This is a genomic window from Paraburkholderia sp. BR13439, from assembly GCF_040948805.1.
In the GTDB taxonomy this organism is placed as follows: Bacteria; Pseudomonadota; Gammaproteobacteria; order Burkholderiales; family Burkholderiaceae; genus Paraburkholderia; species Paraburkholderia youngii.
In genome coordinates, this window is the sequence record NZ_JBFPKN010000015.1 from 49,225 (window position 1) to 63,074 (window position 13,850).

The 13,850-nt window shown below is 62.4% G+C and carries 12 protein-coding genes; 10 read left to right on the forward strand and 2 right to left on the reverse strand.

Annotation, left to right across the window (positions count from 1 at the left end):
- Window position 1: 1 nt before the first annotated feature.
- Window positions 2-217: a hypothetical protein gene (locus AB3X96_RS26760; RefSeq protein ID WP_368592091.1), complete on the forward strand. Its 216-nt coding sequence runs from the start codon at window positions 2-4 to the stop codon at window positions 215-217.
- A 382-nt stretch (window positions 218-599) separates the two neighbouring features.
- Window positions 600-2,165 (forward strand): alpha/beta hydrolase, encoded by a 1,566-nt coding sequence (locus tag AB3X96_RS26765; RefSeq protein WP_368592092.1) that lies wholly within the window; start codon window positions 600-602, stop codon window positions 2,163-2,165.
- A gap of 40 nt (window positions 2,166-2,205) precedes the next feature.
- On the opposite strand, the gene AB3X96_RS26770 is transcribed toward AB3X96_RS26765, so the two are convergent.
- Together AB3X96_RS26770 and AB3X96_RS26775 are read right to left on the reverse strand one after the other, a co-directional pair.
- Window positions 2,206-3,369 (reverse strand): endo-1,4-beta-xylanase, encoded by a 1,164-nt coding sequence (locus AB3X96_RS26770; RefSeq protein WP_368592093.1) that lies wholly within the window; start codon window positions 3,367-3,369, stop codon window positions 2,206-2,208.
- A 366-nt stretch (window positions 3,370-3,735) separates the two neighbouring features.
- Window positions 3,736-4,044 (reverse strand): BON domain-containing protein, encoded by a 309-nt coding sequence (locus AB3X96_RS26775; protein ID WP_368592094.1) that lies wholly within the window; start codon window positions 4,042-4,044, stop codon window positions 3,736-3,738.
- A gap of 845 nt (window positions 4,045-4,889) precedes the next feature.
- Here AB3X96_RS26775 and AB3X96_RS26780 point away from each other — a divergent pair.
- From AB3X96_RS26780 to AB3X96_RS26815, 8 genes are all read left to right on the forward strand, one after another.
- Entirely contained in the window at window positions 4,890-6,044 is a 1,155-nt protein-coding gene (locus AB3X96_RS26780; protein ID WP_176111578.1) for a porin, read from the forward strand.
- A gap of 191 nt (window positions 6,045-6,235) precedes the next feature.
- Window positions 6,236-7,327 carry a LacI family DNA-binding transcriptional regulator gene (locus AB3X96_RS26785; RefSeq protein WP_368592095.1) on the forward strand — a complete coding sequence of 364 codons (1,092 nt, stop codon included), beginning with the start codon at window positions 6,236-6,238 and terminating at the stop codon, window positions 7,325-7,327.
- A 201-nt stretch (window positions 7,328-7,528) separates the two neighbouring features.
- Window positions 7,529-8,776: an ABC transporter substrate-binding protein gene (locus AB3X96_RS26790; protein WP_176121537.1), complete on the forward strand. Its 1,248-nt coding sequence runs from the start codon at window positions 7,529-7,531 to the stop codon at window positions 8,774-8,776.
- 129 nt (window positions 8,777-8,905) lie between these two features.
- The gene (locus tag AB3X96_RS26795) at window positions 8,906-9,940 is read left to right on the forward strand and encodes a carbohydrate ABC transporter permease (protein WP_368592096.1); all 1,035 of its coding nucleotides are present in this window, start codon (window positions 8,906-8,908) and stop codon (window positions 9,938-9,940) included.
- A complete protein-coding gene (locus tag AB3X96_RS26800; protein WP_018433683.1) occupies window positions 9,937-10,767 on the forward strand; it encodes a carbohydrate ABC transporter permease in 831 nt (276 codons plus the stop codon). Before AB3X96_RS26795 ends, AB3X96_RS26800 begins: the two co-directional genes overlap by 4 nt.
- A 58-nt stretch (window positions 10,768-10,825) precedes the next feature.
- Window positions 10,826-12,163: a GH1 family beta-glucosidase gene (locus AB3X96_RS26805; protein ID WP_368592097.1), complete on the forward strand. Its 1,338-nt coding sequence runs from the start codon at window positions 10,826-10,828 to the stop codon at window positions 12,161-12,163.
- A gap of 115 nt (window positions 12,164-12,278) precedes the next feature.
- Window positions 12,279-13,409 carry an ABC transporter ATP-binding protein gene (locus AB3X96_RS26810; RefSeq protein WP_368592098.1) on the forward strand — a complete coding sequence of 377 codons (1,131 nt, stop codon included), beginning with the start codon at window positions 12,279-12,281 and terminating at the stop codon, window positions 13,407-13,409.
- A gap of 50 nt (window positions 13,410-13,459) precedes the next feature.
- Window positions 13,460-13,699 (forward strand): hypothetical protein, encoded by a 240-nt coding sequence (locus AB3X96_RS26815; protein WP_368592099.1) that lies wholly within the window; start codon window positions 13,460-13,462, stop codon window positions 13,697-13,699.
- Window positions 13,700-13,850: the final 151 nt, after the last annotated feature.

Consider the following 13,850-nt stretch of genomic DNA (forward strand, 5'->3'; position numbering starts at 1 on the left):
CATGAAACGACTTGGGTGGATCGTCAGTATTGGCGCGCTAGCTGCGATGATCGGTTGCACGGACATGAGCCCGCGGACGCAGGGAACGCTAGGCGGCGCGGCACTCGGCGCGGGCGCCGGTGCGGGCATCGCGGCGATCTCTGGCGGCGACGCGTGGACCGGCGCGATCATCGGCGGCGCGGCGGGCGGCGTGGCCGGCAATATCCGCGGCCGTTAGTCATTGCCACCGAGCAGGCAAGCCGGGGCGCGACACGGATTGCGTCCCGGTTTTTCGTTATTGACGCGCACGGCCCGATGATGTGGCCTTGATGGGCAGCACATAGGCGTCGGGCGAAGCGAGCTCGGAAGCGTCGCTGAAGGACTCTTCTTGCAATCATTCGCGCCGGGCATATCTTGCCTCTCCGGCATGCCGTGCCAATCATCCGGTCATACACAGTCTTCGTCGATGCCGCGCCGCGCGCTCGGACGACAAAGTTTGAACCGCTGATTAAAAGCCCTTAGGATATCCACACCGGAAGCCGTCGCGATGACGGCATGCGCACGCCGCGCAGAGAGCAGCCTGCGCGCGGTGCAACCTTCATCTCATCAAGAGAACACGAATGCTGCGCACGTCGCTGAAGGTAATAAAGATAAGTGCATGGGTTCTAGTGCTGCTGGCGGTGCTCGCATTGGGACTACGCGCGTGGTATTCGCAGCGCGGGCCAGAGCTGTCGGTATGGCACACCTATGTGCCGCGCGAAATGACCGTCGAAGAAATGGACACCGCCGACTGGAACGCGTACATCAAGGCGGAAAACCGGATTTTCGAAGACGTGCGCGTCAATGTCGTCGATAAGATCCGGCCGTCCGAGCGCATTCCGGCGAACCGTTATTACGAAGGCTCGCCGATCTTTCCGTGGCATTTCGCCGAAAACTGGAATCGCTCGTACATTCTCGAACCGTCGGGCCCACCCGTAGGTGCGGTCGTGCTGCTGCACGGCATGACGGATGCGCCGTACAGCATGCGGCATATCGCGCGTCGATATCGCGATCGCGGTTTTGTCGCGATCGGCATCCGCTTGCCGGGACATGGCACAGTGCCGGCGGGGCTCACCGACGTGCACTGGAAGGACTGGACCGCGGCCACGCGGCTCGCGGTACGCGAAGCGCGACGTCGCGTGGGGCCGGACAAGCCGATCGAGCTGGTCGGGTTTTCAAACGGCGGCGCGCTCGCGCTGCAATATGCGCTCGACGCGATCGAGAATCCCGCGCTCGCGCGTCCGACGCGCGTCGTGCTGATCTCGCCAATGATCGGCGTTACGCGCTACGCGCGCTTTGCCGGTCTCGCCGGATTGCCCGCGGTGCTGCCGGCCTTCGCGCGCGCCGCGTGGCTCGGCATCGTGCCGGAGTTCAACCCGTTCAAGTACAACTCGTTTCCTGTAAATGGCGCGCGGCAGTCCTATCTCCTCACGAGCGTGATTCAGGAACAGATTGCGCGCCTCGAGCGCGAGAACCGGCTCGATTCGTTGCCGCCTATTCTGACGTTCCAGTCGGTGACGGATTTCACGGTCAGCACGCCCGCGGTGATGTCGTTGCTCTACGACAAGCTGCCTGAGAACGGCAGCGAAGTCGTGCTGTTCGACGTGAACCGCAGCGTGCGTTTCAGGACCTTCCTACGCAACGCGTCGTACACGGCGCTCTCGCGACTGCTGCGCATCGGTCCGCAGAACTATCGCACGACAGTGATCGCCAACGTGTCGCCGGATTCGGCGCATACCGTCGAGCGCAGCGTTTATGCGGGAGAAGTGCAAAAACGCGTGAAGCCGCTGGACATCGATTATCCACAGGATATTTTCTCGTTGTCGCACGTCGCGATTCCTTTCCCGATCACCGACGCACTGTACGGCATCGCGCCGGACGATTCGGAGAACTTCAACGAGAACCTCGGCACGCTCGCGCCGCGCGGTGAACGCGGCACGCTGATTCTGACGCTCGATTCGATGTTCCGAATCGCGTCGAATCCGTTCTTCCCGTATCTGCTGCAGCGGATCGACGAAGGCATCGGCAAAATGCCGCCGCCGGTGGCCAAGTCACCGCCGCGCACGCACGAAACGGCGGGCGGTCCACCCGACGATTTCGCGGCAGACCTGAACGCGCTCGAGGAGGCCGGCTCGGACGAGCCTTGAGGTGTGGATCGCCATCCGCTTTTCCGCGCGAGCAGCGACGTTACGGCTGATACGACGAATCGACGATCGTCCACAGCGCCGCTTTCGGCTTCAGGTTCGCATCGAACGGCAGCGGCAGGTTGTTGCGCGGCACCGGCGCCGACGTCAGCCACGTGTGCTTGTCCGAGTAGCCCCAGAACGTCACCGCCTTGATGCTTGGCTCCTGCTCGAATAGGGCGAACACCGCGCGATAACGCTCGGCCTGCGCACGCATGATGTCGTTCGGAACCGGATGGCCGACGTCTGGCAGACACGCATGCGGATTGCTCCAGCATTCTCCCGGATCGGCATAGAGGCTTACGTCGAGCTCGGTTACCTGGTTTTCGAGGCCTAGCGCGGCGACGTCGTCGAATGCCTGCTTGATATTCGGTAGTGGCGGCCAGTTCACGCTGATGTGCATCTGATGCCCGACACCGTCGATCGGCACCCCCTGCGCTCGCAAGTCGCGGATCACGGCGACCAGCTTTGCGCGCTTGAGCGGATCGTCGGTGTTGTACTCGTTGATATAGAGCTTCACGTCCGGGTCCGCCGCGCGCGCCGCGCGGAACGCGGTCGCGATGTAGTCCTTGCCGAGAGCGCGATACCACGGACTGTCTTCGCGATAGACCTGATGCGGATCATCGCTGATCACTTCGTTGACCACGTCCCACGCATAAACCTTGCCTCGGAAGTGTGTGACGACGTCGGTTATATATCGATCGAGCCGCTTCGCGACGATGTCGCGATAGTGCGGATCTTTCGGATCGCCGGCGAAGAACCAGTCCGGCGCCTCGGTCCAGCCGCCGGCCTTGAAGTGCCACACGAGCGTATGGCCGCGCACTGCAATGCCGTGCGCCCGAGCGAACGCGACGATCCTGTCGGCCGGCTCGAAGTTGTACTTGCCTTCCGCGACGCCGATCGTGCCCGGCTTCATCTTGTTCTCGGCGGTCAGGCTCGAGAACTGAGCGGCGATCAGCGTCGCGTCGGCGGGGCTGTCGATCGAATCAGGTTCGATCGCCGCGCCGACCTTGAAGTGCGCGGCCATCACACTGCGCAGAGGCGGCAGCGTTTCGGCGGGCGCCGCGGCGAGCGGCGGGCCGTCATGAGCGACGGCCGCCTTGTCGAGCGCGCAGCTTGCGGTCCATGTGAGCGTACAAATGGTGGCGGCTGCGCAGAGCATGCGCATCGAGGTCCTTAGAGGACGCACTCCTGGTCTCCTGTGAGGAAATGCCGGTTCGGCTGTTTTTCTAACTGCTTGTAACGTTATCGGTAACAGTGAGGATGTTAAGCAGCGTGCCGCGTCCCCGCTATGAGGGATTTACCCGACAGATCAACGAGATGACGAATGGTGGATGAGCGTCGAGTCGACCGGGTTTGACCCGGCGCGGGATGAAAGCGCTTTCAGGTAGGGGTGCACAAACCGGCCGCGCGGCTGACCGTGCGAAACAGGGCGCCAGTCATCCAATCCAACTGGCGGAACAGGAAAACCGAATCCCTTTAACGCGCGGCGTCTGCTTCAATCGTCGTCCGCGCACCGCGATTCAGTTCGATCTCAATGCCCGTTCAACGAGCCACCGTCGGGCGTGAGCCGGTTGTCCACCGAGGTGACACCGGGCACCGACATCGCAGCCCGTTCGGCACGCGCGACATGCTCCCGTTCGGGCACAAATCCGAGCAGCATGATTTGCCCGGAGTGGGCAAAGACAAACACATGTGACATCCCGACGCCGCTGTGCGCCTCCGCAACCCGCACGCTATGAGCGAGTTGTTGGTCGGTGGCTTGCGAATCCTGGGCATAGGCAACCGGCGCGATTGCGCCTGAAACCAGCAACGCGAGCGTAGAAACAAGGGTTGTTTTCACGATACCTCCTTATTAGCACCAAGGTGTGCCGGCAAAATCCGCCGGCAAATCTTCCGATCCGACTCAATGCGAGGCCTCGGAAGTGCATTGGACAAAACCCTCTTTCACTGCTTGCGTCGCTGTTATCGCGATTGCGCGTCGAGGTTTGGCCAGTTGGGGGCGTTGGGCGGTCAAGCCGTCGCCCGCAGAAAAGTTCGCAAGGGCAGCGCGTTCGAGCGGGACGCCGCAGGCGCGGCGTGGCGGGGAACAGCGAGAGCCGAGGGATGGGAGCTGGTTGGAGCGTTCGTGACGGAGCGCGAGAGCCAGACGGATGCGCTGACAATCCCGCACTCAGCCTGCTATGCGGCTGAGCCCGGCTCGTTGCCCGGCATCGTATGCATTGATGATAGTCGGTAATGTCCGCCGCTGCTGACTGCTCCGACGCCGGTTCGTCAAGCGCAAACCGTCAATGCACGCGAGGCGGGTCGTTGCATCTTCGCAACAACAAGCGCGAGATTTTTCTTGCATTCGAGTGCGCTTTCCTTGTTAAGCGAGCGCTGAGCGACGCGCGAGACGGGTTTGCGCATCGTCTCGATTCGTGAATTCAAACGGAGTTCCGACGCTTGTGACCATCACGTAATGGTCACAAAGCAGGGTGCTACTGCGGGATCGGGCGGCGCGCAACTGTTATCGATAACAGCGTTTTCCCTGAGCCGTTAGTTCGATGCGCGACGCAAGGTCATCCCTATAATCGCCTCGAAATGTGATGCGAATACGAAGCGAACATTTCGGCAAGAGGGGAAACGTGTGAGAACGCGTGCGTCCTGTGCGGCTTGGAGACGCCAAAATATATATAGGATATCTAAATGAAGAAGAAGCTTATTGCTGTGGCTGTGATGGCAGCCGCGACGACGGTGGCTCATGCGCAGAGCAGCGTCACCCTGTACGGCCGTATCGACAACGGCATCCAGTTTGAAACCGGCCTTCCGGGCGGCCACCAGTGGTCAGCCCAAAGCGGCGATTGGGGTTGCTCGTGGTTTGGCCTCATCGGTTCCGAAGACATCGGCGGCGGCACGAAGACGATCTTCCAGTTGGAGGGTCAGCTCAATACGATGACTGGTGCATCGGCGGGCAACCTGTTCGGCCGCCACGCAACGGTGGGCTTTACCAACGACAGCTGGGGTCTGTTCAAGATCGGTAACCTCGGCGCCGGCGAACTGGCGCAAGACAGCTGGGGCACCGACCCGCAGGTGATGCAGCGCTACGCGATCTCGACCCTGGTGCGCGGCCGTAACTGGACGAGCACCAGCAACGGCGCGGAGTACAACTCGCCGGTGCTGTTCGGCGGCCTCGTGCTGAAGGGCCAGTATTCGCTGACCAACAACACGAGCTGGAACTCGGCGCCGGTCAACGCGGCGGGCGTGCCGACCGGCCAGGGTCGTACGAATGCGGTTGAGGGTATCTACACGTGGGGCTCGGGCGACTTCCGGGTGATCTACGACGAAGTGCGCGGCGCCAACGGCACGTTCAATAACGTGTACTCCGCTTCGCGCTACGTTCTCGCGGGCGGTACGTACGTGCTCGGTCCGGTCAAGCTGTACGCTGGCTACCAGCACCTGAGCGCGCCTGACGCAACCAACGCGAGCGTCGGCGTGACCAATGCGTCGCAGCCGCTCGGCGTCAGCGCGCCGACCAGTGTGAACCACGAGTGGTTCGGGGCCGCATGGCAGGTCACGGCGCCCACGCTGTTGACGGCCGCGGTCTACCACGCGAACGCGAACAACGGCAACGGCAACGCGACGCTGTTCACGCTCGCCGGCACGTACGCGCTGTCGAAGCGCACGTTCCTGTACACGGAAGCGGGCTATGTGCACAACAGCTCGACGTCGAACCTGAACCTCGGCAACGGGCCGTATGGCAACAACAACTTCAATCCGGTGACGGGCACGTCGTCGAACAGCAACCCGAACTATGGTCAAAGCCAGACTGGTGTCTTCGCCGGGATCATGCATTCGTTCTGAGTTGAGGTTGCCTGATCAGCAATCGTAGTGATCTCTTTGTTTCAAGGACTGTTTCTTTCTCTTTCATAGAGAGGCCGGTGCGACGCCTCCTCCACCCTCGTCGCATCGGCTGCTTTTTCGATTTCATCATCGGACGGACTGCGTTTCTTCATATCTGAAAGCGCTTTCCTCACAGGATTCAGGCAGAACTCATGACCGACGACGGCTCAAACGACAACCCCGGCGCGCCCAAGGTACCCAACGTACCCGTTGCGCCCAACGTGACGCTCGAGGCCATCGCGCGCGCGGCCGGCGTTTCTCCGAGCACCGTATCGCGGATCCTGAACGGTTCTGCGCGCGTGCTTCCCGCCAAGCAGCAGGCGGTGGAGGAGGCAATCGCGCGTTTCAACTATCGGCCGAACGTGCTCGCGCGCGGTCTCGCGAGCGGCCGGACCGAAACGATCGGCGTGTTGACACAGGCCGTATCGAGCCCGTTTTACGCCGAGTGGCTGCGCGGTATCGAAGAGTCGCTTTCCGAGCCGGGCTTTACGCCGATCTTCGTGAGCAGCCGCTGGAACATCGCCGACGAAAAGGCGCGCCTCGAACAGTTCATCGCGCGGCGCGTCGACGGAATCATCCTGCTGCACGCGCAACTCGATGAGTCGACGTTGACCGACTACTCGCGGCACGCACCGATGCTCGTATTGGGCCGCTCGGTGCACAACAGCGCAACGCTCGCGGGCCTGCCGATCGACAACATGCAGGGCGCGCGCGACGCGACCCATCATCTGATCGAGCAAGGCCATCGCGAGATCGCGTTCATCGCCGGTCCGGCCAGTCACGAGGATGCGATCGAGCGCCTTGTCGGCTACCGGACCGCACTCGAGGAAGCGGGCATCGGCTTCGATGCCGACCTCGTCGAGCAGGGCGATTACCTCGAAACGGGTGGCGTCGCCGCGATGGAGCGCCTAATGGCGCGCCATCCATCGTTCAGCGCGGTGTTCTGCGCAAACGATCAGACCGCGTACGGCGCGCGCCTCGCGATGTTCCGCCGCGGCGTGCGGGTGCCGGACGACGTGTCGCTGGTCGGCTTCGACGACCTGCCGACTTCGTCGTACATGACGCCGCCTTTGACGACGGTTCGCCAGCCGACTTATGAAATCGGCCGACTCGCCGCGCAGGGCATCGTGCAAATGATCCGCAAGCAGTCGATCGCGCTCAGCCCGATCCCGCTCACGCTCGTGACGCGTGAAACCACGCGGCGAATCACCCCGCCGGTAGAGCAGGGGGATACGCATGTGTAGCGGCTTTTTTTCGCCTCGGCGTGAAAGCGCTTTCAGGTATCCAGTCAAGCAGAGATTCAGCAGCACATTCGGCACCAAGCAAAGCAGCACCAAGCAAAGCAGCACCAAGCAAAGCAGCAACAAAGACAACAGGGGAAGTAGGTCGCAGCAACCGGGTATTCATCAAATGCAGTTCAAACAGGTTTTTTTAGGAGACGAGTAATGAAATTCCGCTTTTCAGGCTCTGCCGCCGCCGTTCTGCTCAGCCTGGCCGCAGTCGGCGCGCACGCCAACACCACGTTGAACGTCGCGGTCTTTCCGAAGCTGGATCAGGAAATCAAGGACGCGCTGCCGGAGTGGAAGAAGCTGCATCCGGACGTCGACGTCAAGGTGTCGTCGCTCCAGATCGCCGATCACCACAACGCGATGACCACCGCTCTCGCGACGAGCTCGAATCTGCCCGACGTGATGGCGGTCGAGGTCGGCTTCATCGGCCGCTTTGCGGCGGGCGGCGGTCTCGAAGATCTGTCGAAGGCGCCGTATAGCGCGGGCCAGTACAAGAGCCAGTTCATCAACTACACGTTCGCGCAGGCGACCACGCAGGACGGCTCGATCGTCGGCATGCCGGCCGATATCGGTCCGGGCACGCTGTTCTATCGCAAGGACATTCTCGACAAGGCGGGCGTGACCGAAGCCGATCTGACGAAGTCGTGGGACTCGTATCTCGCAGCCGGCGTGAAGATCAAGAAGGCGACGGGTGCGTACCTGATGGCATCGTCGCGTGATATCGAGGACATCTACATTCGCGCCGACCTGAAGGAAGGCGACGGCGTGTACTTCGACAAGGCCGGCAATCCGATCGTCACGTCGCCGCGTTTCGTGAAGGCGTTCGAACTCGCGAAGAAAGCGCGCGAGCTCGGTCTCGACGCGAAGATCACGCCGTGGTCGAACGAATGGGCCGAGAGCTTCAAGCGCGGCACCGTCGCGACGCAAATGATGGGCGCATGGCTCGGCGGCCACCTGTCGTCGTGGATCGCACCGGACACGAAGGGCCTGTGGCGCGCGGCCAATCTGCCGAATAACGCGTACGCATCGTTCGGTGGCACGTTCTGGTCGATTCCGGTGAAAGCGACGCAAAAGCCGATGTCGTGGGAATTCATCAAGTTCCTGACGACCCGCAAGGAAACGCAGCTCGCCTCGTTCCGTTCGATCGACGCATTCCCGTCGCTGCTCTCCGCGCAGACCGATTCGTTCTTCGCCGAGCCGGTCGCGTTCCTCGGCGACGAGAAGGCGCGTCTGATCTGGCGTGATGCGGCATCGCACATCCCGGCGATCCAGCGCAGCAAGTTCGACCAGGTCGCCGAGGAAGCGGTGCACTCGGCGCTCGACAAGGTCGTCGACGATGGCGCAGACGTGCATACCGCGCTGCAGGAAGCGCAGGACCAGATCGCCCATCGGGTCCGCCGTTAAGCGGTATTGATGCAAGGTCGCGGCACGCTGCGTGCCGCGGCCGAAGTGTCTCGCGGTGCGCTGCAAGTCTGCTGCAAACAGCGTGGCCGGTCATCGACCCACCCCACGCCCGACTGGACGGAACTATTGATGAACACTCCGCTGCCCACGACCGAAGAGGTCGCCCGCGATGCACGCGTGAGCGATGTGCTGAGCTCGCCCACGCCGTTCGCCGCGCCGCGCAAAACTTCGCGGCTCGATCCGGTGAAGGTCGCACCCTACCTGTTTCTCGGCCCGTTTTTCCTGCTGTTCGCGCTGTTCATGGCGTTCCCGCTGCTGTTTTCGCTGTACCTGTCGTTCCAGAGCTGGGACGCGACGGCAGGGCTCGCGAGCATGAAGTGGGTGGGTCTGTCGAACTTCACGTTCACGCTGACCGACCCGTGGTACTGGAAGTCGCTGTACAACACCGCGTCGATGGCGATCATGTCCGGCGTGCCGCAGCATCTGGTGGCGCTGCCGCTGGCGTTCTTTCTGCAAACCGCGTTTCGCCGCTGGCGCAACCTGATGGTCGGCCTGTACTTCCTGCCGTTCATCACGTCGAGCGTTGCGATCGCACTGATCTTCTCGTCGCTGTATTCGACCGACTTCGGCATGATCAATCTCGCGATCGCCGAGCTCGGCAAGCTGCCCGGCCTGCACTGGATCGTACCCGCGCATCCGATCGAGTGGCTTTATAACCCGAAGAACGTCAAGCCGGCGGTGTCGGTGGTGATCTTCTGGCGCTATGTCGGCTGGAACACGGTGCTGTACCTGTCGGCGCTGCAAACCATTCCGAAAGACCTGTACGAGGCCGCACGCATCGACGGCGCGAACGGCTGGCAACAGTTCACCCGCATCACGATTCCGCTGATCAAGCCGATGATTTTCTTCGCGGTCACGCTGTCGATCATCGGCGGGCTGCAACTGTTCGAAGAGCCGTTCATCTTGCTGCCGAACGAAGGCATGGGTACCAGCCAGTCCGGCCTGACCACGGCCGTCTATATGTATCGCACCGCATTCCACGACGGTGATTTCGGCACCGCGAGTTCGATCGCATGGCTGCTGTTCATCTCGATTGGTGCGTTGATGTGGTTGAACACGCGGATCTTTCAGCGCAGCGGCATGAACGAGGAGACACAGCGATGAAATCGTCGAACAACAAGGGCCGCTATATCGGCTATGCGATCGTGGTGGCCGGCGGGCTGCTGATGTTCTCGCCGTTCTACTTCATGTTTGTGTTCGCGACGCACACCAGCTCCGAGATTTTCTCGATGCCGCCCCCGCTGTGGTTCGGCAGCGCGTTTCTCGACAACATGGCCTCGCTGATGCGGCACATTCCGTTCTGGCGCAATCTCGGCTGGAGCTTCTATACGGCCGCGATGCAAACCGTGCTGACGCTGCTCGTCACGTCGATGGCCGGCTACGCGTTCGCGATGTACGAGTTCCGCTTCAAGAAGACGCTGTTCGCGATCGCGCTGACCGCGATGCTGGTGCCGCCGTTCCTCAGCATGATTCCGACCTTCATGACGATGAACCTGCTCGGCTGGATCGATCAGCCGCGCGCGCTGTATGTGCCAGGCGCGGCCGCCGCGCTCGGCGTGTTCCTGATGCGCCAGTACGTCGCATCGGCGATCCCATCCGAGCTGATCGAGGCGGCGCGCATCGATGGCTGCGGTGAATTCCGCATCTACTGGAGCATCGTGATGCCGCTGCTGGGACCGGCGCTGGGCACGCTCGGGCTGATCAGCTTCATTCAGGCATGGAACAACTTTCTGTCGGCGCTGGTCGTGCTGCGTTCGCCGTCGATGTACACGCTGCCGCTCGCGCTGCGCATTCTGCAAAGCCCGACCAATTCGGATTGGGGCGCGGTGATGGCGGGTTCCGCGGTCGCGGTGCTGCCGTTGCTCGTGCTGTTTGCGTTCACCTCGCGGCGTTTGATCGACGGTCTGACGACCGGCGCGGTCAAGGCCTGAGATTTTTCCTTTCATCTTCACGCCCTGGCGGGCATGACCATTCGGGACAACAACATTTATGTCGACGTATCGATTCAACGAAGACTTCGTCTGGGGCGTGGCCACCAGTTCCTACCAGATCGAAGGCGCAGCGCATGAGGACGGCCGTGGCCCGTCGATCTGGGACGCGTTCTGCAAAGTGCCGGGCAAGGTTGTGAACGGCGAGAACGGGGATGTCGCGTGCGATCACTATCACCTCCTCGAGGAAGACCTCGATCTGCTGGCCGAACTCGGCGTCAATGCTTACCGCTTTTCGATCGCGTGGCCGCGCGTGCAGCCGACTGGACGCGGCGCATTCAACGACAAAGGTCTCGCGTTTTACGATCGTCTCGTCGACGGTTTGCTCGAGCGCGATATCCAGCCGTTCGCGACGCTGTATCACTGGGACCTGCCATTGTCGCTGCAACATACGCAAAACGGTTGGGAAAGCCGTGACACCGCTTATCGCTTCGCGGACTACGCGCGCAAGATCGGCAGCGTGCTCGGCGATCGCGTTGCATCGATCGCGACGCACAACGAGCCGTGGTGCACCGCATGGCTCGGCAACGCGACCGGCTATTTCGCGCCGGGCAATGCCGATCTGAAGAAAGCCGCGCACGTCGCGCACCATCTGCTGTTGTCGCACGGTCTCGCGTTGCAGGCGTTGCGCGCCGATGGCGTGAAGGCGCCGCTCGGCATCGTCCTGAATCAGTCGCCGGCGCACGGCGCGACGGATTCGCCTGAAGACCACGCCGCCGCGTCGCTCGAATACGCGAAGTTCGTGCGCTGGTACATGGACCCGCTGTTCAAGGGCGAGTATCCGGCCGAGGCGCTGGAATGGTATGGCGCGAACGGTCCGCAAGAGGCGATCCAGAGCGGCGATTTCGATGTGATCGGCACGCCGATGGACTTCCTCGGCGTCAACTACTACACGCGCATCTTCGCGAGCGCATCGGGCGAGAAGCGTCCGCCGGGCGTGCTCGGCTTCACGGACATGGATTGGGAAATCTATCCGCAAGGCCTCACCGAATTGCTGACGCGCATCAACGCCGACTACAAGCTGCCGCCGATCTACATCACCGAGAACGGCTGCGCGGCGAAGGACGTGCTGGCTAACGGTCGCGTGCATGACGCCGAGCGCGTGCGCTTCTATGACCTGCATCTGGCCGCGTTGTCGGACGCGGTGAAACAGGGCGTCGACGTGGCCGGCTATTTCGCATGGAGCCTGATGGACAACTTCGAATGGGCGTCGGGCTACGACAAGCGCTTCGGCATGGTCTACGTCGACTATGCGAGCCAGGAGCGCACGCTGAAGGACAGCGCGTTCTGGTATCGCGACGTGATCGCGCAACACGCCGGCGTCGCAGCCGTGCGCTGACGCGCACGCCCGGCGGCGGGCGCACCGAACCTCGCGTGGCGCGACAGTAGTGGGGCAGTGGGATAGCGTCACGCGGGGTCTGCAAGTACAAGGACTGAGGAGGAGGAGGCATCAAATGGGCGAACTCGTATTGCGCAACGTCTCGAAGACGTATGGCGAAGGACCGCAGGTGATTCAGGGCATCGATCTGCATATCCCGGACGGCCAGTTCACGGTCTTCGTGGGACCGTCGGGCTGCGGCAAGTCGACGATGCTGCGCATGATCGCGGGGCTCGAGTCGATAACGGGCGGCGACATTCTGATCGACGGCGTACGCGTCAACGATCTGCAGCCTACGGACCGCGGTATCTCGATGGTGTTCCAGAGCTACGCGCTCTACCCGCACATGACGGTCGCGGAAAACATGGGCTTTTCGCTGAAGCTGTCGGGCAAGTCGAAAAATGAAGTACGCGAGGCGGTGGGCCGTGCTGCCGAGATCCTGCAGATCACCCATCTGCTCGAGCGCAAACCGAAGGCGCTGTCGGGCGGCCAGCGCCAGCGCGTCGCGATCGGACGGGCGATCGTGCGCAAGCCGCGCGTGTTCCTGTTCGACGAACCGCTGTCGAATCTCGATGCGGCGCTGCGCGTGCAGATGCGTATCGAACTCGCGAAGCTGCATCGCGAACTCGGCACGACGATGATCTACGTCACGCACGATCAGGTCGAGGCGATGACGCTCGGCCAGCAGATCGTCGTGTTCAACAAAGGCCACATCGAGCAGACCGGCGCGCCGCTCGAACTGTATGAGCAGCCGGCGAACCGCTTCGTCGGCGGCTTCATCGGTTCGCCGCAGATGAACATGCTGGCCGCGACGCTGGTGTCGCAAAGCGATACGCAAACCGTCGTGGCGCTCGCCGGCGCGAGCCAGCGCATCGTGCTGCCCGGCCGGTCGGCGCAGTCGCTGAGCGGCGAGCTGACGCTCGGGGTGCGCGCCGAGCATCTGGACATCGGCTCGCTCGACGACGGTCTCGCCGCGCGTGTCGAACTGGTTGAGCATCTCGGCGACGTGTCGCTGCTGCATGCGCGACTCGATGGCATGGCGCACGCGATCACGCTGAAGCTCGACAAGAAGGACGCGCAGCATGCGGTCGGCGCCCGCGTCGGGATCAAGGTGGCGTCGTCGTCGGTCACGCTGTTCGATGCGAACGGCGCCGCGGTGAGTCTCTCGCGACCCAAAGTCGGCGAGGACGTAGGCGCGGTCGTTTGACAGGCCGATGCCGACGAGCGAGCACCAGCACACCGATGGCGGATAGCGCGATGGAGAAAAATGTAGCGAAGGAAGACGGCGAGGCCGCGGCTAGCGGCCCGTCCGGGCAGCGGTATGCGCAGACGCCTGGTGAAGCGGCGGCTGCCGCGGACCGCGGGCAATCGGCTATCGAACGAGCGCCGCAGCAGCGAGGAAGGTTGAAGAAGCCGCGCGAATCGCTGCATGCGTGGATCGTACATTTCGATGCGGAGCCTTCATCGAGGCCACCTGCATCGGACGACGAAGAGTGAGGCAAAAGCAGGGATGTCGTTAGTTGGTCTGCATCAAATATTATGCTTTGCTGTCTATGCCTTGCGCAGAGCTTTCATCCTTGCTGGGCCTGGCTTTGAGGGTCGGGTCGGGTGGTTCCGGATAGTGGTTCCGAGCTTAGGTTAACTCCGC